The sequence below is a fragment of the Paenibacillus oryzisoli genome (assembly GCF_001653565.1).
In the GTDB taxonomy this organism is placed as follows: domain Bacteria; phylum Bacillota; class Bacilli; order Paenibacillales; family NBRC-103111; genus Paenibacillus_E; species Paenibacillus_E oryzisoli.
Genome location: NZ_LYPB01000065.1, coordinates 17,754 through 37,917, shown reverse-complemented (window position 1 = coordinate 37,917; position 20,164 = coordinate 17,754). Strand labels below are relative to the sequence as shown.

Annotated in this window: 23 protein-coding genes; 8 read left to right on the top strand and 15 right to left on the bottom strand. The window is 45.4% G+C overall.

Features of this window, described 5'->3' with window-relative positions; all coding sequences use genetic code 11:
- Window positions 1-3 precede the first annotated feature (3 nt).
- The 3 genes from A8708_RS14160 to A8708_RS14150 form a co-directional block, all read right to left on the bottom strand.
- Complete coding sequence (locus tag A8708_RS14160; protein WP_068664430.1) at window positions 4-1,497, bottom strand: replication initiation and membrane attachment family protein; 1,494 nt, start codon at window positions 1,495-1,497, stop codon at window positions 4-6.
- Between the two features lie 202 nt (window positions 1,498-1,699).
- On the bottom strand, window positions 1,700-2,602 hold the full coding sequence (locus A8708_RS14155) for an alpha/beta fold hydrolase (protein WP_068664428.1): 903 nt from the start codon (window positions 2,600-2,602) through the stop codon (window positions 1,700-1,702).
- 80 nt (window positions 2,603-2,682) lie between these two features.
- The gene (locus A8708_RS14150) at window positions 2,683-2,967 is read right to left on the bottom strand and encodes a YuiB family protein (RefSeq protein ID WP_068664426.1); all 285 of its coding nucleotides are present in this window, start codon (window positions 2,965-2,967) and stop codon (window positions 2,683-2,685) included.
- Window positions 2,968-3,177: 210 nt separating this feature from the next.
- Here A8708_RS14150 and hemQ point away from each other — a divergent pair, with 210 nt between their 5' ends.
- Window positions 3,178-3,924 (top strand): hydrogen peroxide-dependent heme synthase, encoded by a 747-nt coding sequence (gene hemQ / locus A8708_RS14145; RefSeq protein WP_068664424.1) that lies wholly within the window; start codon window positions 3,178-3,180, stop codon window positions 3,922-3,924.
- Between the two features lie 105 nt (window positions 3,925-4,029).
- On the opposite strand, the gene A8708_RS14140 is transcribed toward hemQ, so the two are convergent.
- Window positions 4,030-4,311: a hypothetical protein gene (locus A8708_RS14140; protein WP_068664422.1), complete on the bottom strand. Its 282-nt coding sequence runs from the start codon at window positions 4,309-4,311 to the stop codon at window positions 4,030-4,032.
- Between the two features lie 27 nt (window positions 4,312-4,338).
- Complete coding sequence (locus tag A8708_RS14135) at window positions 4,339-5,529, bottom strand: NAD(P)/FAD-dependent oxidoreductase (protein ID WP_056613596.1); 1,191 nt, start codon at window positions 5,527-5,529, stop codon at window positions 4,339-4,341.
- 401 nt (window positions 5,530-5,930) lie between these two features.
- On the opposite strand from A8708_RS14135, the gene A8708_RS14130 reads away from it, so the two are divergent.
- Entirely contained in the window at window positions 5,931-6,932 is a 1,002-nt protein-coding gene (locus A8708_RS14130; RefSeq protein WP_068664418.1) for an NAD(P)/FAD-dependent oxidoreductase, read from the top strand.
- Between the two features lie 302 nt (window positions 6,933-7,234).
- Here A8708_RS14130 and sda read toward each other — a convergent pair whose 3' ends face one another.
- Complete coding sequence (gene sda, locus A8708_RS37085) at window positions 7,235-7,480, bottom strand: sporulation histidine kinase inhibitor Sda (RefSeq protein ID WP_420848555.1); 246 nt, start codon at window positions 7,478-7,480, stop codon at window positions 7,235-7,237.
- A 253-nt stretch (window positions 7,481-7,733) separates the two neighbouring features.
- Here sda and A8708_RS14125 point away from each other — a divergent pair, with 253 nt between their 5' ends.
- Window positions 7,734-7,895 carry a mechanosensitive ion channel protein MscL gene (locus tag A8708_RS14125; RefSeq protein ID WP_068664416.1) on the top strand — a complete coding sequence of 54 codons (162 nt, stop codon included), beginning with the start codon at window positions 7,734-7,736 and terminating at the stop codon, window positions 7,893-7,895.
- A gap of 48 nt (window positions 7,896-7,943) precedes the next feature.
- Here A8708_RS14125 and A8708_RS14120 read toward each other — a convergent pair whose 3' ends face one another.
- Window positions 7,944-8,624 (bottom strand): glycoside hydrolase family 73 protein, encoded by a 681-nt coding sequence (locus tag A8708_RS14120; protein ID WP_068664414.1) that lies wholly within the window; start codon window positions 8,622-8,624, stop codon window positions 7,944-7,946.
- Between the two features lie 158 nt (window positions 8,625-8,782).
- Between A8708_RS14120 and A8708_RS14115 the strand changes: the two genes are divergently transcribed.
- Together A8708_RS14115 and A8708_RS14110 are read left to right on the top strand one after the other, a co-directional pair.
- On the top strand, window positions 8,783-9,835 hold the full coding sequence (locus tag A8708_RS14115) for a MerR family transcriptional regulator (RefSeq protein WP_068664412.1): 1,053 nt from the start codon (window positions 8,783-8,785) through the stop codon (window positions 9,833-9,835).
- Window positions 9,836-9,912: 77 nt separating this feature from the next.
- Complete coding sequence (locus A8708_RS14110; RefSeq protein WP_068664410.1) at window positions 9,913-10,599, top strand: class I SAM-dependent methyltransferase; 687 nt, start codon at window positions 9,913-9,915, stop codon at window positions 10,597-10,599.
- Between the two features lie 102 nt (window positions 10,600-10,701).
- Here A8708_RS14110 and A8708_RS14105 read toward each other — a convergent pair whose 3' ends face one another.
- Entirely contained in the window at window positions 10,702-11,073 is a 372-nt protein-coding gene (locus A8708_RS14105) for a HesB/IscA family protein (protein ID WP_068664408.1), read from the bottom strand.
- Window positions 11,074-11,186: 113 nt separating this feature from the next.
- On the bottom strand, window positions 11,187-11,369 hold the full coding sequence (locus A8708_RS14100; protein WP_239696680.1) for an aspartyl-phosphate phosphatase Spo0E family protein: 183 nt from the start codon (window positions 11,367-11,369) through the stop codon (window positions 11,187-11,189).
- Window positions 11,370-11,707: 338 nt separating this feature from the next.
- Between A8708_RS14100 and mqnE the strand changes: the two genes are divergently transcribed.
- Both mqnE and A8708_RS14090 read left to right on the top strand, forming a co-directional pair.
- On the top strand, window positions 11,708-12,814 hold the full coding sequence (gene mqnE / locus A8708_RS14095) for an aminofutalosine synthase MqnE (protein ID WP_068664406.1): 1,107 nt from the start codon (window positions 11,708-11,710) through the stop codon (window positions 12,812-12,814).
- A gap of 40 nt (window positions 12,815-12,854) precedes the next feature.
- Window positions 12,855-13,919, top strand: a complete 1,065-nt coding sequence (locus A8708_RS14090; RefSeq protein WP_068664404.1) for an NAD(P)/FAD-dependent oxidoreductase — start codon at window positions 12,855-12,857, stop codon at window positions 13,917-13,919.
- Between the two features lie 13 nt (window positions 13,920-13,932).
- On the opposite strand, the gene A8708_RS14085 is transcribed toward A8708_RS14090, so the two are convergent.
- Window positions 13,933-14,187 (bottom strand): YuzB family protein, encoded by a 255-nt coding sequence (locus A8708_RS14085; protein ID WP_068664402.1) that lies wholly within the window; start codon window positions 14,185-14,187, stop codon window positions 13,933-13,935.
- A gap of 96 nt (window positions 14,188-14,283) precedes the next feature.
- On the opposite strand from A8708_RS14085, the gene A8708_RS14080 reads away from it, so the two are divergent.
- Window positions 14,284-14,529: a NifU family protein gene (locus A8708_RS14080; protein WP_028558591.1), complete on the top strand. Its 246-nt coding sequence runs from the start codon at window positions 14,284-14,286 to the stop codon at window positions 14,527-14,529.
- A 65-nt stretch (window positions 14,530-14,594) separates the two neighbouring features.
- Here A8708_RS14080 and A8708_RS14075 read toward each other — a convergent pair whose 3' ends face one another.
- From A8708_RS14075 to A8708_RS14055, 5 genes are all read right to left on the bottom strand, one after another.
- Complete coding sequence (locus tag A8708_RS14075; protein ID WP_068664400.1) at window positions 14,595-15,389, bottom strand: SDR family oxidoreductase; 795 nt, start codon at window positions 15,387-15,389, stop codon at window positions 14,595-14,597.
- A 6-nt stretch (window positions 15,390-15,395) separates the two neighbouring features.
- Window positions 15,396-16,103: a Cthe_2314 family HEPN domain-containing protein gene (locus tag A8708_RS14070; RefSeq protein WP_068664399.1), complete on the bottom strand. Its 708-nt coding sequence runs from the start codon at window positions 16,101-16,103 to the stop codon at window positions 15,396-15,398.
- Window positions 16,104-16,153: 50 nt separating this feature from the next.
- The gene (locus A8708_RS14065) at window positions 16,154-17,137 is read right to left on the bottom strand and encodes a DMT family transporter (RefSeq protein ID WP_239696679.1); all 984 of its coding nucleotides are present in this window, start codon (window positions 17,135-17,137) and stop codon (window positions 16,154-16,156) included.
- On the bottom strand, window positions 17,113-18,879 hold the full coding sequence (locus tag A8708_RS14060) for a UbiD family decarboxylase (RefSeq protein ID WP_068664396.1): 1,767 nt from the start codon (window positions 18,877-18,879) through the stop codon (window positions 17,113-17,115). The genes A8708_RS14065 and A8708_RS14060 overlap by 25 nt, the downstream gene beginning before the upstream one ends.
- 106 nt (window positions 18,880-18,985) lie before the next feature.
- Complete coding sequence (locus tag A8708_RS14055; protein WP_068664393.1) at window positions 18,986-19,885, bottom strand: COX15/CtaA family protein; 900 nt, start codon at window positions 19,883-19,885, stop codon at window positions 18,986-18,988.
- Window positions 19,886-20,164: the final 279 nt, after the last annotated feature.

Here is a 20,164-nt window from a genome sequence, read left to right as displayed (position 1 = left end):
TTACTAATTTTTCCGGTTAAATCGTTCATCCAACTTCTGCGCCATCCGTCTAGCCGCCTCTAGCTCCTCTGCAGACAGCCTAGTAGACGCTGTAGTCCCTGTATCGGGCAATACGATAGGAATATGCGGCTTCTGCGTCTTGCCCTGACGTCCACGCGTAGCAGAGCCTCCGCCTGCTTTGGCAGACTCCACCTTAGAGGCTGCCCTCTGCTTGTAATTGATTTTCTCACGTACATATTCAACAGCTTGCTCATACGTCGTAATTTGCTTCCCTAGCATGTCAGAGGCTACAGCCTCAATCGAGGATTTGGCCCAAGAGCGACGATCAATATGCAAGAAATGAATCAGTACATTTATAATTTCTTCTTTTAATTTATAATTCAGATCGATTTTCTCAAAAATATTAAGTACGCCATCAGGTATCGAACCTTGTGTGAAAAACATTTTCAACACAGCCGTGTATGGCTCATTTCGCATGATGTAATTGTACTGATGATCCGTACATTCGCCGCGCAGTTGCTGAGGTACTTCCAAATAGTAAGCCATCTCCACGGACTGCTCTTCCGAAGCTTGGACTTCATCGTCAGATTTCGATATCGTACGCTCCCGTTCCTCATCCCGCTTCTTGCTCTGTCTATAGAACAGATTCGCATTATATTGCATGAGATCCATGACAAGCTCACCTTCTTCTGTGAACACGCCATCCTCATCGAGCAAGCGACATGTTTCTTGCAGGGAGAGATTGTACTTCTTTGCCACAATATTAATAGCTATCATATGCTCCGGCTTATGCTTCAGCGCTTCGACGAACACGCGATTACTCGCGCCGCGCGGGAACCTCATGATGATATCCGCATACTTGAAGCCTTTGGTCGTCACGTCCATCCGTGCGTCCCCTTGCTTGCTTGCAGAGGCCTCATAGAGCGCTTGTTCCAGCTCGTAATCCACAACCTGTGTATTCAGGCGGAATAACTCATAAAAAGGAACCGACAAGTTCTCCTCGACCGCCTCACGACACTCCTCTGGTTCAGGTGAAAGCAGATCTTCACGCAGCGAAAGCAGCATGAACTTCCCAACCTTATCGCGCAGCAGCAGCGTTAAATGCTGATTCCGGAAAAACTCATTCGGCCCTAAAGGCGCGAATAATGTATAGACGAACACATAATCTTCTTCCTCTGGCACGAACTTGCGCATCGTCTGTAGAAGTCCGATCGCCTCAAGCTTGGAGGATTGTTCAATAATGTACTTGCGACCACGCTCATTCTGTTCCAGATCCAACAGAAGAAACAACTTGCGTTGCTGCTCCATCGGCGAGAAGCCTACTTTCTCTGCACTCATCTGCTGATAGAGCGCTTGATAGAAACTAATCGCCAAGCCGCCTATCATCGGCTGATACATCATCGCTAACATTTTATAATCTAAACTGCTCAAAGAAAACTCACGGTTCACACAAAACCGGTGATTCTCGGTGAAATGCAGCATATTCGTCATTCTCATCCCGTTACAGCCACCATCCTGCCTCAGCTCGACTGAGAGATCGCTCACGACGAGCTATCCGTTTATCTCAGTCTCTCTCTATTAGTCTACCACAAAAATCGACAATCTTGGTATCTACAAGAGAAAAGATAATTTTACCTTTCGGGCAAGAAAAAGATTCCATCGCAATGTTCGCTAGCAATGGAATCTTACAAAAAATCAGTTAGTTCTGCGAATATATCGGGTGTTCCCCATCATTTGGATGGCCGTCTATGTTCCCATACCGCTCAGGATGAAGCTTCTGTGCGATAGTCAGATCAAGCTTCCAGCGTTCATCCTGTTCCTTCTCTTGGAGGCTGTCTACCCACAAATGAATGATGTCGTTCATACGTGCAGCGCTTTGAATCGGTACAGGATGCTTCGCATCCCGGATGAAAAAGAGAGAACTATTCGGCAGCCCTTTATGAAGAATCTGAGCATAAGAATGGAAGACAACGTCCTTCTCCCCATAGATCAATAATACAGGCTGTTTAATCTTCGGAAGACTGCTCGTGCAACTGTAACGCAAGGACTGTTCGAAATAGGATTTCACGTTCTCCGCCATATCCTGCTTAGCATGTTCTTTTAGCTCCTGGTAGGTTGTCTTCGTATCGGCATTGCCATACGTAATCGCCTTTATCAGAAAATTCATAATACGATTAGGATTCGCCAGTTGAACGGCAAGCCAAATCCTAATTCGATTATACGTATCTGTCAATTCTGACATGCCACTGACGATAACCCCTCCCACAAATCGGTGGGAATCCGTTAGCAGTGCCTCCAGCGCAACTGTTCCTCCAGTTGAATATCCACAAAGAAAGGCTTCCTCGATCCCTAAGAAATCAAGAAGCCCTATAATGTCTTGTGAAATAAGTTGGTAACCGAGCGGCTGCTTCGAACTCGCACTTCCTCCATGCCCTCTAATGTCAAAGGTAATCACTCGGAAATGGTCGCCTAGTTGTTCCTTCTGATATCTGAACGCTTCTAGTGTCAGCAGCGGGGGATGAATAAAGACAATAGGTATGCCCCGCTCTGGCCCCGTCATCTCATAATGCAAGGATGTTCCATTCACATTCGCCCAAGGCACCGATCATATCTCCTCCGTAAGTGAAGTTTAATTAACTTCTCTTAGCGTGACCCAATTGCCCCGGTACTATTAGACCACTTTTAGAACATTTTGAAACCGCGAATACGTAGTGCCTTGATGGCAGATCCGCTCAATATCGCGCCTACTAAACCGCCGATTGCTGGAATCACGTCAACAATAGTGAAGCTCTCGTCACTCGACATGAAGGAAGAGTCCCCCATATAGCCATAAATGACAACGCCAATCACCAATGCAATGAACGCATACAGTGGAAACCACGTGGTCTTCATTAGCATATTTAGAATAAAACCGATCCCAAAGAATAACACCATCATTAAGACAGTGGCGATAACCATTTGCAGCACGATAGTTCCCCCTTAAATATGTAGAAGCACTTCCTAACTTTGGCCTCTATAGCTCTTATTATTGTAATCTACGGAAAGGTGCCAGTAAAGTGTACACAAATTGAACAATTAATTGGATATTTCTTATACTTAACCCCTTCATTCATTTGCCCTTTCACCATGAATTGGATACAATGTAGGGGATATTAGCTCTTGAATGGAGGAAAAACAATGAGTGAAGCCGTACAAACGCTGGAAGGCTGGTATGCGCTCCATGATTTCCGTCTGATGGATTGGAATGCATGGCATGCTGCAACCCCACAAGAACGCAAGCATGCAGCGGACGAGCTGCAATCCTTCTTGTCCCAGTGGCAACAAGTTGAGAATGATAAACTAGGCAGCACTGCCGTATATAGCATCGTTGGCCAGAAGGCTGATTTTGTTTTCATGCAGCTGCGTGAAACATTGGAAGAGCTTAACGAGCTTGAAACTGCTTTTAACAAATCAAGCTTTGCTGCTTTTACTATACCCGTATACTCCTATGTCTCTATCGTAGAATTGAGCAGTTACTTGGCGAAGCCAGGCGTCGATCCTGCGCTAGATCCTGAACTTCAAGCACGCTTGAAGCCAATTCTTCCTAAATCCAAGCACATTTGCTTCTACCCGATGAATAAGCGTCGTGAAGGCAATGACAACTGGTACATGGTTCCTGCGGAAGATCGCAAGACGATGATGCGCAGCCACGGTATGATCGGTCGTACATACGCTGGTAAAGTCAAACAAATTATCACAGGATCTGTTGGATTAGATGATTGGGAATGGGGCGTTACGCTATTCTCCGATGATCCGCTTCATTTCAAAAAGCTCGTGTACGAAATGCGCTTCGATGAAGTTAGTGCGCGCTTTGGCGAGTTCGGTGATTTCTACGTTGGTAACGTTATGCTTCCCGAGAAATTCGCGTCATTTATCCAAATATAAAATTACGAAAGAGCAATGGACTACGGTCCTATGCTCTTTTTTTTTGCAACTTCCACGATGAAAAAGAAGCACTGCTCAATGAAGAGCAATGCTTCTATGGGTTAGTTAATCTTCATCCTCGTCGTCACGCAGCGCAGCTGCTAGTTCGGCTTCCAGCTGTGCTTTACGAGCTAGATACGCTTCCGTATCACGGTCACGCTGACGACTCTTTTCCTTCAGACGTTCAATCGCAGGAAGAATGAGAATATCAATTTCCTTTTGAACAACTGCGACATGATCGTAACGTTTCTCGGTCTCTAAGAAGTGACCGACTTCGATCAACGCATTGTAACGATCCAGTTCATCCCGGGTAAGAAGTCCTCTTACTTGGACACTACAGTGTCGCATGGCAATCCCCCTGCTGACGTTCCTTGACTAGAAACGACCTTTACGTATAACTAGTGGAATTCCGCCAATAATGTATAGGTATCTCATATCAACCACTTTTTTCATCATAGCTGCGACATTCCCTTTCAATTTACGGGAACCTACGATACCGATTGCTTGACCTTTACCAAGGGAAGCCACAGTACCTTTATTCGAGTATTTGAAAGTTTTCATTTGCGAACCACGGATTGACGCGATCAAGTTGTGTGCAACAGCTTCACCTTGCTGCATGGCAATTTGTGCGGTTGGTGGGTATGGTCTGCCTTCATCGTTCATAACTATAGAACAGTCACCTACAACATAGATGTTATCAAATCCTGGTGCATGAAGATGCTCATTTACCTTGATTCTGCCGCGCATCGTTTCGAAGCCAGCTTCGTCTAGCATATGGTTACCGCGGATACCGCCAGTCCATACAACGGTTGCTGCTTTGATGAACTCATCGCCAGCGATAAGAACGCCTTCTGGTGTACACTCTTTAATTGCAGTACCAATTTTGAAAGTAATACCTTTGTCTGTCAGAACTTTCATTGCATACTCAACAAGCTCAGGATCGAAACCTGGCAATGCTGTTGGCGCAGCTTCAATATTATAAATCTTCACAAGGGAAGGATCCACATCGAACTCTTTGCATAGTAATGGAATACGATCAGCAAGCTCACCAATGAACTCAATACCCGTAAATCCAGCGCCACCGATAACGAATGTCAGGTAATCTTTGCGATCCGGTTCACGCTTAAACTTCGCGAATTGGTATTCAATGTGCTCACGAATAAAGCGAACACTGTTAATACTGCGAATATTCAGAGCGTTTTCTTTCAGACCAGGAATTCCGAAAGTTTCCGCTTCACCACCAAGTCCGATTACTAGGTAGTCATAGGAAAGGGTTCCGTCTTCCAAAATAACCTTTTTCTCATGTGGACGAATTTGGGTAACTGTCGATTTCACGAAATCAACTTTAAATTCATCAATTAATTTTAGAATGTTCACGCGTGCATTTTCAGGATTATCCGTCCCTGCAGCAGGCATGTGAAGATGTGTAGTAATGTAGTGATAGTCATGCTTGTTAACAAGCGTAACGTCAGCTTCGTTGTAGTTCAATTCCTTCTGCAACCGAATTGCAGCAAGGATCCCGCCGTAACCGGCTCCTAATATAACGATTCTTGGTATTCTACTCATGTCTCTCTCACTTCCATATCCATATTTTGTCCCATGGTCTCTCTATCTTGTGAAAAATTACACAAACAGCTTCAAAAGTAGTATGAGCTACTAGTTTGCACGCTTTCGAAGTGAATTATGATGAAACAGGTGGAAATTCGTCACAACATGGTAAACCGATTCTCATGATATGATATAATTTTCATTAGTAAATATCAAGTGTCATTTTGAACAAAAAATCTTGTATTATAGGCGTTTTAGCCCCTCTCATCCATGTAAGCATTTACTTTTATATCTATAGGTAATTTATGTGAGATAATCCAACTTTTTTATTTCCTTCATTAATAGTGACATTTAGAATGATAATGATTATCGCTTAATCTGATTACTTACACATATTGGACCAAATCGGAGGTTCTCATATGAAAGTGACTGAAACAAAGCAAGAGATCGTGGATATTATTGTAATCGGCGGTGGCCCAGCTGGCATGTTCGCATCCTTCTATGGGGGAATGCGTCAGGCATCTGTGAAACTTATTGAAAGCATGCCCCAACTCGGAGGTCAACTCGCAGCCCTATACCCAGAGAAATATATTTATGACGTTGCCGGATTCCCCAAAGTTACAGCCCAAGAGCTCGTAGATAATCTGTCTACTCAAATGAAACACTTCCCCATCCACATTTGCTTAGAAGAAAAGGTCCATGGGGTTGTTAAGAGGGCAGAACGTCTATTCGAAATTACAACAGACAAAGGTGTTCATCTAAGCCATGCCGTCATTATTGCAGGTGGAGTAGGGGCATTTGAGCCGCGCCGTCTTGAATTACCGGAAGCCGCCCAATTCGAGAAGAAAAATTTACATTACTTTGTAAGTGATTTGCTTGCCTTCGCGGGTCAAAAAGTTATCATCAGCGGCGGCGGGGATTCCGCAGTTGACTGGGCGTTGATGCTTGAGCCGATAGCTGAGCAAGTGACCTTGATTCATCGCAGAGATAAATTCCGTGCGCATGAGCACAGCGTTGCAAAATTAATGAATTCGAAGGTTAACATTGTTACGCAAACCGAAATCACTAAGCTTCACGGAACAGATCGCATCAAGCAAATTACACTTAAAAACATTAAATCAGGCGAAGAAAACATCCACGATGTCGATGCAGTGATTATTAATTTCGGCTTCGTTTCCTCTCTTGGGCCGATTTCTGAATGGGGTCTTGCTATCGAAAGCGGCTCCATCGTAGTAGATTCCCGAATGGAAACGAATATCCCAGGCATCTTCGCTGCTGGCGACATTACGACCTACCCTGGCAAATTGAAATTGATTGCCGTTGGCTTCGGTGAAGCACCTACAGCCATTAACAATGCCAAAGTCTACATTGATCCAAGTGCTAAGCTTTCACCCGGACACAGCTCGAGCTTGAAGTTGTAATGATTAACAATGAAAAGGGGTATTCTAACCTAATCTACGGATTAGGAGGAATACCCCTTTGTCATCTATATGTCCAGTTTGTAATGGGATGCAAGAATTGCAAACCAACTGTCCTGTGTGCTCGCAGCGTATGTGTGACCATGGTAAGCTGAGTGACTTGTTCGGTCCTTATTCGCCTTACGAGATGAACAACATGTCCTTAACCAACCAGGAAGGCGATGAGCAAGAACTCTGCCTTCACCTCTTGAATTGCCCCGACTGCCATTCTAACTATACCCTGCCAATACGTGTTGAGTGAATGTTTAATTAAGTGGTGCCTCGTCCTTAACAATCACAGATAACTTTAACTTGCGTCGCTGAATTTCCGCGAGCAATAGTTCAAGAAAATCGGATTCTAATCTTAAATCTAGTGCCTTGTAATAAGAGTCGATCAATGTCTCATCGCTAATTTGTCTCACTGAAATCACCCATATTCTATAAGTTAAACTAATAGTATCACGGGGTTTTTGATAGAACAAGCGTTCCGTTATCCACAGATAAGTGTGCATATCCTGTGGGTAAATTGTTAATATGTACCATAAAGGCAGACAAAGTATAGGGGGATAATGTGCATAAACTTATACACATCCAAAACTTGTCAAAACCTGATAAAAAAAAATGATCACTAATTTAGGCATTTTTAACATTCATTTAACATAACCTTCATCTTATTCACAAAATTGAAAAGAAATTTTAATCATCCCTTAATATTCATCGCATACAATATTAGTAGAAAGACAAACCCAAAGGAGATAAACGACTATGATCGTATACGATATCGTGTTAAATGGTGAAATTAAAGAAACCATTAAACCTCGTAAGAACCGTTTGAAAGAAATTTATGCCTACATGCAAGAGCAAACGAAGTTGATGCAAGCGAAATACGGTGAAAACGTAAGAATTAAAGGCCGAATGGTTTACTAACCTCATTAATGCCCCTTTCGGCCCCCATGATTTCTTTCACATCCACAATTAGATAAAGCCCTTGCGATGCAACACTGTCAATAAGCGGTAGAAATCATAACTCCCTTTCTCAGGAGTATCAATTAATCCGGCCTTAACAGCTGCATCCACAGCTGACTTCGCCCATGTCGGTACGACCGTCAAAGCGGCCTGTTCTTCGAGCGAGCGAACTCTACTTGTTAATTCTGAAATCTGCGCTTGTAACTGTTCTAACATCCGAATGGCCTCCTCATCGAAGAAAGTTAATCCTTCCATCGCTATAATCGAATTCAATTTACTTGTATAGGCAGGGTCAGTGGCATACCCGCTCTTCTGTAAGGCAGCAGTTTGAGATTGGGGTGTGCTTGCTGACCGAACTGCCGAATAACGTGCAGCTTGAAACAACAAATCTTGATCACGAAATCCATCCTCAGTCGAGTTATATGCACGGAAATCCCCTGGTACATTCGTCACATATTCCCCATTTATGAATTCCCATGTATTTACGGATACACGATCTCCCCGCCAATACGGTGTTTGTACGCCACTCCCAACTTTATAACCAACCAAGTTATGCCATGCGTTTATTTTACCCCCAGTTTCTAGTAAAGCCTGTGCAATCCGAACAGATGGGAAAATTGGCGAACCTTCTAAACGAAGCTTCAAAGCAATCGGCGCAACGAGATCGATGAAATCTTTTCTAGTTGCCATTTGGCTCCCTCCTTTCAAACAACGTCTAGTACTATCTTTATAGTATATTCCACAAATTGGTATTAAGAGACGACTCCTAACTAGCTAATTAATGCGATTTGCAACTTTACTTTTCCCTTACGTTAATGTTTATTTAAGTGGAGAGAAAGGGTGAAGACATGCAAATTAAAGATGTTGCACGCAAATTAAAAATTTCGCCGAGGGCCATACGCTTTTATGAGGATAAAGGACTCATTTCACCGTCCAAGCAAGAAACGAATTCATATAGAACGTTTACAGAAGAAGAAATATGGCGGCTGCAAACGATTATATCTCTGCGGGAATCAGGTATGTCCGTTGCCGATATTCAAAAAGCACTTCAAGAAACGGATGCAGATAACAAAGCGCAGCTTCAATACTATTTGGAAATACAGCGATCTGTTGTTTATGCGCAGTGGCTGGAATTCAAGCACATTATCGAAACGACAGATACAATGATTAACCTACTGAAACAGAACAACTCGGTTCCGATTGATGATATTTTCACACTTGCTGAGGGTTCTAAGCGACTTCGAGAAATCCGCAAGAATTGGAAGGATACATGGAATTTTGATCAACAAGCCTTGACGCACGACGAACGGGTTTTACATAATGATGACGAGTATAAAGGATATGAGGAAATTCTTGATCTTACATGGCAATGGGTCAAGCCGAGGGTCGGAGAAAAAGGGCTGGATCTGGGCACAGGCACAGGTAATTTAGCCCATCGATTTCTACAAAATGGCATTCACATGGCTGGCGTTGACCAATCCAAAGAAATGATGAAGCAATGCCAAAGCAAACATCCGCAAATGGACATCAAACTCGGGAATTTCCTGGCGATTCCTTATATGGATAACCAATTCGATTTTATCGTTACCTCATTTGCTTTTCACCATATTTCTAACGAACAGCAGCCTCTTGCACTTGATGAAATGCGCCGCGTTCTCAAGTCTCACGGTAGAATTTGCATAGCCGATATCATGTTCGAAACGGAATCAGCCCAAGAACAATACATGAATGACTTACTAGCGAGCGGGCGAACAGATCTGCTTACGACCATGCAAGAAAAGCATTATGCCATCTGTCCTGTCCTCTTATCGTGGTTTGAAGAAAATGGGTATATCACCAAGCATGCGAAAATCAACGATTTGCTCTATATCGTATACGCGGTTCCAATTAAACCCTTGTAAATGAACACTTGACCTTCTCCTTACGGTACACATTACGATAATAATGTCTAACATCACCTTAAGGAGGCAATCATCCCATGCCCAATCATGCACACATTTACGCCAATCAAGCAGACATGTACGAACGACTCGTTTCCAAACAACCCAGTTTATACGAGACCATTCAAGCCATCGTTCCGGTTGCAGGTCTAGATATCCTAGACATGGGGGCAGGGGCAGGTAGATTAACCCGTGTTCTCGCTCCTCATGCAAAATCCATAGTAGCTTTAGATGCATCCGAGTCCATGCTGAGAATTACCGCTGATCATCTGGGTCAGGCAGATCTACACAATTGGAGAACACAAGTTGCTGACCATAGGCAATTACCTGCCGAAGATCAGAGTGTAGATCTAATCGTATCCGGATGGAGTATATGCTATCTCGCGAACTCGGATGACGATCATTGGGAAGCCAACCTTCATCAAATTATAGGCGAAATCAAGAGAGTTCTGCGCCCCGGCGGTACGATCATCATCATCGAGAACTTCGGAACAGGCTCGGAAACGCCTAATCCTCCGCACTTCTTGATGAATTATTATAAACTGCTCGAATCTGAGTTTGGATTTTCTCACACATGGATACGGACCGATTATACGTTTGAGAGCGTAGATGAGGCTGAGATGCTTACGCGGTTTTTCTTTGGCGATGAAGTTGCAGACAAGGTTGTTCAGGAGCAATTGATTGTGTTGCCTGAGTGTGCGGGGATTTGGTGGCTGCAGGTGTAAGGTGTCGTTGGGATTGTTTTGAGTAGGATATGTAGAGGCATAAAAAAACCTTCTGAACTAGTGTTGAATTCACACAAATTCAGAAGGTTTAATAGTTATTCCTTAAGCCTCAACCTTATCATCGCAAGGCTCAGGTGTTCCTTCATAATCCGCCGGCTTGAAGGATGATCCACAACCACACGATGCTACCGCATTCGGGTTATTAATCGTAAAACCGCCGCCCATGCCTTTGTCTTCGAAATCGATTTGGACGCCGTATAAATACTTAGCGCTCTCTTCATCCACAACTACTTTCACGCCGTGTATGACAAACTCTTTATCGTCAGACTTTTGATCATCGTCGAAGCCCATTCCATACGAAAAGCCGCTACAACCACCAGCTTTGACGCCAAGGCGTAAGAATAGTTTCGGTGATTCTTCAGATGCCAAAAGTTCTTTAATCTTATCACTAGCTGATTCACTTATGTTAATCATATTGGAAATCCCTCCTTGGTTTCTCCCTATTCAGTAAGGAAAAATGGCATTGGTAAACGAAGTGCTTACTATTTAAGTATACTCCTATTCCATCCGATGCTCAAGGGCAGCATTCACTGTTTAGCACGTCTCGTGGCATAGTACTGCAAGAGCAGCTGATCCAGATCTCGACTGCATTTCTGCACATCAGGATGAAGGAATCCATGCGAGGTACCTAAACTAACCATTTGGCCTCGAAGTTGTTCAATTTCCATATGAAGTCGTTCCTGCGGTTCGGTCACGAATAATGGTAGCACGATTATTATCACCTTTAGCCCTTACGTAATCACATTGCAATAGTATACAGGAATTTGTTAATATTGGGAATAACATTTCGCCAATTTCATCGAAAAAAAATAGGTCTTGGATAAGATTGTCGATTTATCTTCAACGTTCGGATGTTGCCCCTCCCAAGTAGGAGGTTTATAATAAGATGGATGGATAGCTTGTATCGATATAATCTGGTTGTGAATTCCTTAACCGAACGGGTTGACAGGTACGCGAGCAACTCACACCACCTAACGCACCTAGTTCTAACGGCTGGCTGCGTCGTTTCATTATGCGGTTTATTTTATTTTCTTAGGAGGCATGGAGCATGAGTATTACAACAGTAGACCCGATCAAACGGATGGCTGAGATTGCTGACAAGGTTGAGAACGGCGAACGGCTGAGCATGGAAGATGGACTGTTTTTATATGAATCCGACGACCTCTTAACCATTGGTCAATTAGCGAATAAAGTGAATACACGGTTGAATGGGAATAAGGTTTATTTTGTACAAAATATGAGCTTATATTTCACGAATGTGTGTGAGGAACATTGTTCCTTTTGTCATTTCCGCCGCGACGAAGGTCAAGAAGGTGCTTATACCTTAACGCCGGATCAGATGCTGGATTATATTGCCGAGAATTTCAACCCTGAAATTAAAGAATTCCATATTAGTCAGGGTCATAACCCTCACCTGCCTTTCGAGTATTATGTAGATTGTATTCGTCGATTGAAGCAAGCTTACCCGGATGTCACAATTAAAGCTCATACCGCGGCAGAGATCGAATTCTTCTCACGCATTAGCGGCCTTAGCTATCGGGATGTGCTCAAAGCGTTAATGGAGGCTGGACTTTCCACGCTGCCTGGCGGCGGTGCCGAAATTCTTACAGAACGTTACCGTTCGAAAATGAAGGTCGAAAAAGCTTCCACGGAAGAGTGGCTGGACGTTCACCGTCAAGCTCACCTTCTAGGGATGAAGACGCACGCGACCATGCTATACGGTTCAATCGAGACGAAAGAAGAACGGATTCGCCATATGATGCTGCTGCGCGAGTTGCAAGATGAAACAGGCGGTTTCCTAGTCTTCATTCCGAACTCCGTCCAACCAGCAAGTAAAAATGCAAGTCTTAAACGTTTCGTTCCTGCTTGGGATGAACTCAAAACAATGGCGATTAGCCGGTTAATGTTAGACAATTTCCCGCACATTAAAGCATACTTCATTAATATTGGAACGAAGCTTACACAACTTTCTTTTACATTCGGTGCTTCAGATGCACACGGAACGATCGTGAAAGAGAAAATCTCACATGCAGCTGGCGCTCTTTCACCAGAAGGTTTAACGCGGGATGAGATTGTATGGCTCATTCAAGGTGCAGGACGCGTCGCGGTAGAGCGAGACACCTTTTATAATGAAATCAAAGTGTATGAGAGATAATAGATAATAGATCATCGTTCAGAAGGGATATTGGTTCGCTATGAAAAAGTTTGTCATTCTAGGAGGAGGCTATGGCGGTCTCACCATAGCTTTAAATTTGCTCGAAAAGGATTTACCAGACGAAACCGAACTCGTTATGATTGATCGCAGCCCATTCCAAGGCCTCAAGACGGAGTATTACGCCTTAGCTTCCGGGACCATTGCTGAAACGCACATTCGTGTATCGTATCCAGATGATCCGCGCCTTCAGCTTGTTTATGGCGAAGTATCGGATGTTAATCTTGAGACGAAACAAATCAACTTCCACGACAAAGAACCCATCTCCTACGACTGGCTAGTCATTGGACTGGGTTGTGTGGACAGTTATCATGGGATTACAGGTGCGCAGGAGTTTTCATCCAGTATCCAAACCCTAGCTCAAACGCGTGCAACGTACCAGAAAATAAATAACATCAATCCCTACGGGCAAGTTTCCATCATCGGTGGAGGACTTAGCGGTGTAGAGATGGCTTCCGAGCTGCGCGAGAGCCGCCCTGACTTGAATATTCGTTTAATCGATCGTGGTCCAAGTCTGCTCTCTGCTTTCCCTACGAATCTGCAGCAGTACGTGCGCGAATGGATGATCGAACATCATATCGAGTTGCGTACGCAAGTATCGCTTGTTCGATTGGATGGCGGCGACTTGTATAACCAAGATGAAATTATCCGAACGGATGCAACAATTTGGACAGCGGGTATACAACCAACCCCAATCGTCGAAGCTTTAGATGTACCCAAAGATCGTCAAGGACGTATTATATTAAATGAATTCCATCAAATCCCGAACTTCGAGGACGTTTTCGTCGTAGGTGATTGTGCATCGCTGCCGTTCTCACCAAGTGCCCAAGCCGCGCAAGCGCAAGGCAAGCAAATTGCTGAAGTGATTCAAGCGATTTGGAAAGGTGAGGCACCTAAGCTCGGCAAAATCAAACTGCGTGGAACACTCGGTTCGCTTGGCAAGAAGAGCGGCTTCGGCATCATGGGAAAACGTACGCTAATGACTGGGAAAATTGCTCGTATGTTGAAGAGCGGCGTGCTTTGGAAATCCAAACGCCACTTCGGCTAATCGTTCGATCGGCTTATTCACTAAGCAAATCATACATGGCCTCAATCTCTTTGATTTTATCTAAAATGAGAACATAGAGGCTCTCGGCGCTCTCGGCGGAAATGATTTCTCCGTTGACTAACGCATAGGGCTCCATGTAGCATTGGCCACAGTTGCCTAGGCAGCCGTACTCCATGACATCCCATTCCGGATTAAGCTCAAGGTCCTTCATTACTTTATCTGTTCCTGTGTGCATATTGCTGGCACAAAATTCTATAATTGGTCGCATATAAAAATTTCACCCCGTGCTGATAGTTTCAAGCCCTAAACCATTTTCATTTAAAGCGTATTGTACTATAATAGTTAAAGAAAGGAGATGAATCAAATGACAGAAAAAACCAAAGAAGCGATTTACGATGAAGTTCTTGAGGTTTTAGATAAACTTCGTCCTTTCCTACAACGCGATGGCGGTGACGTTGATCTAGTTGATGTGGAAGACGGAATCGTAAAACTTAAACTTATGGGTGCCTGCGGCAGCTGCCCAAGCTCAACAATCACTTTGAAGGCGGGTATCGAGCGCGCATTGGTTGAAGAGGTAGAAGGCATAACAGAAGTCGTACAGGTATTCTAATTACGACTATATCATAAAGAAAGAGCTTACCTCTATGGTAAGCTCTTTTTGCCATCTTGCATTGGCTATTCGGACTTACGTTGTTTAAGTACAGGAATCGGCTGAATAGGATCCAGCGCACCCGAGATATCCATAATGTTCCCTGTGATGAAATCCGAGTTAGGCGAACAGAGGAAATCAATAACACGCGCGACATCTTCACCTGTTCCCGGTCTGCCGACAGGCGTTTCGCCATCCACTTCTAAGCGTGCCTCTTCCATGGTGCGCTCTTTGTTCTTACCGCGAATGTCACCTGGGCATATCATATTCACCGTGATCCCATGTGCGGCTTCTTCTTCGGCTAATGTTTTGGTGAAGGAAACTAACCCTACCTTGGCAGCCGCATAAGCAGCTCTGTGCGTCCATCCTCTTGCTTCTGCCGCTTTGCCAAAGCCAAAATGGATGATGCGCCCCCATCTTCCCTCTCTCATCATAGGCAGCACAAGGTGATCCAACTCCATGACGCCGATCAGATTTCCACGCATTAAATAATCAATTTCGTCCATGTTGTAATCAGCGAAGAACCGCCGTTCACGAACAAAAGGTCCTGCATTATTGACAAGTATATCTATCGGCCCCAACTGCGAGACCGTTTCTTCAACCATGCGAATGATGTCCTCACGCTTGGCTACATCCCCTTGCACGGCGATACTGCGAATGCCCATGTCCGTCAATTGCTGAACGAGTTCTAGGGCTTCCTTCTCGCTTGTTACATAATTCACAGCAACCTGACAGCCCTTCTTGGCTAGAGTCAATGCCGTCATTTTGCCCAAACCCTTGGCACTGCCTGTAACAAGCACTGTTCGACCTCTTAATGGCATGGTCCCCTACCCCTTTGTCACATATGCCGTAATATAAGTAAATGCTATTGTTAAGGTTCGGCATACCATGTCAAATCCCTGCTGCAAATCAGATAAATTCAGCTTCACATCCTCTATGTGAACGCGTTCGCCAAGCATCGGCTCTTTCTGCATCAGATCGTCTAACATCTCAGCATTAATATAATGCATTTCCATATTACGCAGATTACGTAGTCGTTCTAATGGCACTTTATAGGTTATTTTGAGGGTATAAAGTTGCAATTCTAACGAGCCATGGAGGTGCTTATCATGCATATGACGGAGTACGGTAAAATACGAAAATCGTGATTTCACGGTTTCGGTCTTCAAAGCAAAGAGGTCATTCATAAAGGTTCCTAGTTTATCCAAAACTGAAAACAGACGGATGAACGCATTTTTGTAGAAATAGACGAAGCGTTGATAATCATCTGTTTCTTGCGGGGTCATTTCTTCCAAGAATCCTTTAACAATCCGCTCGCCATATCGCTCACTACAATATTTGCTCTGTTCCAGCTCATCTAAGGCATCGATAAAACCTTTGCTCCATATCGCTTGCCGATGAAAGATCGAATGCGTCGTGGAGAGCTGACTCTGTTCCGTTTGGATCTGTTTCATATAGCCTCTCACTGCATCAAAAGCTTCTAGCAAGAGTCCGCTGTCGATACGTTCCGGCTCATTAAATAACACACGAAGCATACGTTCACCCCCTTTTTATCTACAATAATAAGAGATTTAGAATTGGCCTGTTACTTGGTAAACGTCGTGGCCGATGGTGTAGGAGCTCGTTTGATGCTTGCCGCCCGATCACGCTGCACGAAGAACATCGCGGCTAACACACCAACGCCTCCAATATACTGACTTAATGAGATCGATTCACCTAGAAAAATAAAACCACCAAGTGCAGCTGTAACAGGAAGTAGATAACCATAAGCTGATGCTTTGAAAGAACCTAGCTTGGCTAGACTCCAATTGTGTAATGAGAAACCTACGGCTGTAGCCAGCAATGAGGTATAAATTAAGCTAATCCAACCCGTCTGAGAGATCGCGGCGAAGTATGCTCCATCCGCACGCGTGAGCACGAAGGGTAATAGAGCTAAGGCGCCAGCTGTCATTTCAAGTGAAATCAGTATCGGAAGCGGATACTTCACAACTAAGCGGTTCATCCCGATGAGATAAATAGCTCCCATGAAGCTGCGCATCAGCAGCAGAATATCACCGCGAAACGTATCACTACCCAAGTGAAAGCCTTCCGCACCCCCAGAGACAATGAGGATGACACTGCCGAGCGCTAAGGGAATTCCGACTAGGATCCGCCATGTTAGCTTCACCTGCCTGGTTAAGATAGCGATAATCACTGTAATGACAGGCATAAAACCTCGCCCAAGCACGGCACCGTTCGCCGCGTTGGAAAACTGTAAGGCATATTGCAGCAAGGCTTCCATTCCTACGGCATTGAGAATCCCTAATCCACAGATGAGCAGCAGATCACGACTACCAATCTGGAAACGAAGCGACCGAGAACGATAATAAAAGTAAGTATAGACCCACAGAATCGGAATCATACTCGCAAAGCGCAGTCCATTAAAGACGAGACTGTCCCATTCTCTTCCGCCGATTTTGAGAGAAGCCATATTCATGCCCCAAAGCAAGTAGACAAGCACAAAGCCTAAATGCGGATAGATGGCTCGTAAACGTCCCGAGCTGCTCATCGCGCGAAGTATTCCTTCCATCTGCGATCAACGAGTTCTACGATATCTTCCCGCGGAAACAGCTCATCTGGATAGCCAGGCTTCATCCGAGCATCAATGACAATCGGTACTTCATAAGCAATATGATGACGGTTGACACTGGACTGGGCGTACATATCACTTGCCGGGTTGAAACGTGTGAACACGGTCCATAGGAATTTGGTTTGGTCATTGGCGATGTCGCTTGCATCATCGACAAGGATGACGAGCGGCCACTGTGTTAAGCGGCTGGCTGCATTCGCAAGCAGACGCTGTGGCAGTTCTGGCTCCGCTGCATAGGAGGCGCCAGAGACGAGCAGACAACCGCCGCAATGCACAGCGATGTCATGGATCTCGGGCAGTTCGCCCCCTGTGTATGCCCTTGGCAACTCGCGTACAGGGTCACCTGTGCCGAGCAGTACAGCTTTGGAGCCATGGTTGAGCTGGCCACCGGTATAATCCAAGGTATCATGCGATGTTTTATTGAATATAAAGAGATCCCGAGCAGGATCGAAGCGTTCTAAGACGGTTTCTAACAGTTGTGAGAAGTTCGCTAGTGTCGTCGGACGGTCCGTGACGATCAAGAACTTCGTGAGGGATAACTGGCCCTCACCGAGGATCCGGAATGCCGTGCCGAGCGCCTCACGGCTGTAGCTTTCGCGGACGACAGCGGCTGCGAGCGGGTGGAACCCGGTCTCGGCATACGTCCACAAGTCTTTCACCCCTGGCATCGCCATCGGGAACGCTGGCTCCAGCAGTCTTTGCAAGAATTCGCCAAGGAAGTAATCCTCTTGGCGGGGCTTGCCGACGATCGTCGCCGGATAGATCGCGTCTTTGCGATGCCATACATGATTCACGTTGAAAACGGGGAAATCATGGATGAGCGAGTAATACCCGAAGTGGTCGCCGAACGGCCCTTCGGGGCGTCTGAGATGCGGCGGCACGGAGCCGCATATCGCGAACTCCGCCTCGGCTACGAGGCGGTGCCCCCCATGGGGATTCTCCACCATGGGCAGCTTCTGCCCGAGGATGAGCGAAGCGAGCATCAGCTCGGGCAGGTGTTCGGGCACCGGCGCAATCGCCGAGGCGATTAGCGCGGGCGGGCCGCCCAGGAACACGGTGACGGGCAGCGCCTGGTTCCGCTTCTCGGCTTCGTGGTAGTGGAAGCCGCCGCCCTTGTGGATTTGCCAGTGCATGCCGGTCGTGAAGTCATCATACACCTGCATGCGATACATGCCCAAGTTATGATGACCGCCGTCAGGATGCTCGGTGTACACAAGCGGCAGCGTGACGAACGGGCCGCCGTCCTCTTGCCAGCTCGTCAGGACAGGTAGTCCTGCGAGCGGGTTGTCCTTCTTCAAGCCGCCGAGAATCGGCGCTTGATTCTGCTGAATATTCTTCGTTCCGACTTTCATCAGATCGAGGATAAGACCTCTTTCCCCCCAGAGCGCTTTCGGTGTTGGGGGCATTAACGTGCTTGTCGCATTAATAACCGCTTTCATGAATTGCTCCGGCTTCGGACCGAAAGCTAGATCTACTCTTCTTGTTGTGCCGAAGAGGTTCGTCACGACAGGGAATGCACTGCCTTGTACATTCGTGAACAGTAAAGCTGGGCCTTGCTCGTCGATAACGCGACGATGAATTTCGGCAAGCTCAAGATTCGGATCCACGGGCGCCGAGATTTCAATTAATTCATTTTCACGTCGCAACATCTCTATAAACGCTCGAAGATTCGTTGGAACCATGGGAACTTCCACCTTTATTTATGTAATAGTTACTCATTCTTTCGAGATGAAAAAGGAAATGGCCTTCCGTTAGAAGGCCTTGTTGTGCCCGTGCCGCAGGATGCTGCTAGGCTTTGCGATCATATAGCGTAAGAACACACAAATAACATAAGAATCCAAACATACAAGCCACGATAACGGCATGAATCATCCCTGTGAATAAATAGGCGACTTCATTCCCCATTGACCAAGTGACGACCGCACCGCTAATCACCTGTAGCGAAACGGTAATTAGGGCCCACTTGCTTCCGAACCACAGCTTGTCTGTCTTCTGATAATGGCGTCGTGCTTGCAGATATAGAAATAAAATGCAAACAAAGAGCAGCAACGCGGCAATCCGATGTGTAAATACGATTCCTGTTGCACCGTTCAGTTCTGGAATGACCTCGCCATTGCATAACGGCCAACCCGAGCATCCCCCTGAAGAAACGGTATGACGCACGAACGCTCCTAAATAAACGACGATGTAGCTATAAATAGCGGTAAACCAGACGATGACTTTAAAGCTAGTAGGAATCTGCGTGGTGCGTACAAATTGTCCCCACGGGGTGAACACGAGTGCAAGCAGCAGGGAGAAAGCAAAGGCGAGCAAGGATAATCCGAAATGAAGTGCCAGGACTAGGGAGGATTGCGGCCAAACAACGGCCAACGCACCCATTGCTGCTTGAATCAGGGTCATGATCACTGTTGCTGTGATGAAGAATTTGGCATCCTTACGCTTCACATAGCGGAAAACCAAGTAAAACGTAGCAACAAGTATCATAGTAACAATACCCACAACTAAGCGATGACTATACTCGATAAACGAAGAAATGGTGTGTGCTGGAATGAATTTACCGTGACATAACGGCCATTCATCTCCACAGCCACGACCTGCGTCAGCCTTGGTGACTAACGCCCCCATAGCAAGAATAAGAAACATGCCGATGGCTGATAAATTAGCTAATCTTGGGATCCATTTTTGCATGATTGCACCTACTTTTATGTCATATCTACTAAGGATCATGTCGAATACTGTAGTTCCGCTTTCAATTATAGCTGTAATATGTAGGCATTTCCATTCGCAATTGTTACAAAGCTCTGAAACCACCACAATTGTTACAAAGCTCTGAAACCGCAGGGAATCGATTTGTCGGTTTGTCGGCTTTTTCCCTTGCAGCACCCAACACTTGGAAATAACAGTATAGTGTGTGTAGTATGGGGGCATTTATTCGGGATACGAAAAAAGGCATTCCAACCGTAATTG

Bases quoted from the DNA above. Each gene is read 5' to 3' on its own strand.
- A8708_RS14135 (WP_056613596.1), bottom strand. From the start codon at position 5,529: ATGAGTAGAATACCAAGAATCGTTATATTAGGAGCCGGTTACGGCGGG.
- A8708_RS14060 (WP_068664396.1), bottom strand. From the start codon at position 18,879: ATGGTTCCAACGAATCTTCGAGCGTTTATAGAGATGTTGCGACGTGAA.
- A8708_RS14065 (WP_239696679.1), bottom strand. From the start codon at position 17,137: ATGGAAGGAATACTTCGCGCGATGAGCAGCTCGGGACGTTTACGAGCC.
- A8708_RS14090 (WP_068664404.1), top strand. From the start codon at position 12,855: ATGAAAAAGTTTGTCATTCTAGGAGGAGGCTATGGCGGTCTCACCATA.
- A8708_RS14140 (WP_068664422.1), bottom strand. From the start codon at position 4,311: ATGCGACACTGTAGTGTCCAAGTAAGAGGACTTCTTACCCGGGATGAA.
- A8708_RS14085 (WP_068664402.1), bottom strand. From the start codon at position 14,187: ATGCGACCAATTATAGAATTTTGTGCCAGCAATATGCACACAGGAACA.
- A8708_RS14105 (WP_068664408.1), bottom strand. From the start codon at position 11,073: ATGATTAACATAAGTGAATCAGCTAGTGATAAGATTAAAGAACTTTTG.
- A8708_RS14075 (WP_068664400.1), bottom strand. From the start codon at position 15,389: ATGCCATTAAGAGGTCGAACAGTGCTTGTTACAGGCAGTGCCAAGGGT.
- A8708_RS14130 (WP_068664418.1), top strand. From the start codon at position 5,931: ATGAAAGTGACTGAAACAAAGCAAGAGATCGTGGATATTATTGTAATC.
- A8708_RS14070 (WP_068664399.1), bottom strand. From the start codon at position 16,103: ATGCTTCGTGTGTTATTTAATGAGCCGGAACGTATCGACAGCGGACTC.
- A8708_RS14110 (WP_068664410.1), top strand. From the start codon at position 9,913: ATGCCCAATCATGCACACATTTACGCCAATCAAGCAGACATGTACGAA.
- A8708_RS14055 (WP_068664393.1), bottom strand. From the start codon at position 19,885: ATGCAAAAATGGATCCCAAGATTAGCTAATTTATCAGCCATCGGCATG.
- A8708_RS14115 (WP_068664412.1), top strand. From the start codon at position 8,783: ATGCAAATTAAAGATGTTGCACGCAAATTAAAAATTTCGCCGAGGGCC.
- A8708_RS14125 (WP_068664416.1), top strand. From the start codon at position 7,734: ATGATCGTATACGATATCGTGTTAAATGGTGAAATTAAAGAAACCATT.
- sda (WP_420848555.1), bottom strand. From the start codon at position 7,480: ATGCACACTTATCTGTGGATAACGGAACGCTTGTTCTATCAAAAACCC.
- mqnE (WP_068664406.1), top strand. From the start codon at position 11,708: ATGAGTATTACAACAGTAGACCCGATCAAACGGATGGCTGAGATTGCT.
- hemQ (WP_068664424.1), top strand. From the start codon at position 3,178: ATGAGTGAAGCCGTACAAACGCTGGAAGGCTGGTATGCGCTCCATGAT.
- A8708_RS14160 (WP_068664430.1), bottom strand. From the start codon at position 1,497: ATGAGAATGACGAATATGCTGCATTTCACCGAGAATCACCGGTTTTGT.
- A8708_RS14120 (WP_068664414.1), bottom strand. From the start codon at position 8,624: ATGGCAACTAGAAAAGATTTCATCGATCTCGTTGCGCCGATTGCTTTG.
- A8708_RS14080 (WP_028558591.1), top strand. From the start codon at position 14,284: ATGACAGAAAAAACCAAAGAAGCGATTTACGATGAAGTTCTTGAGGTT.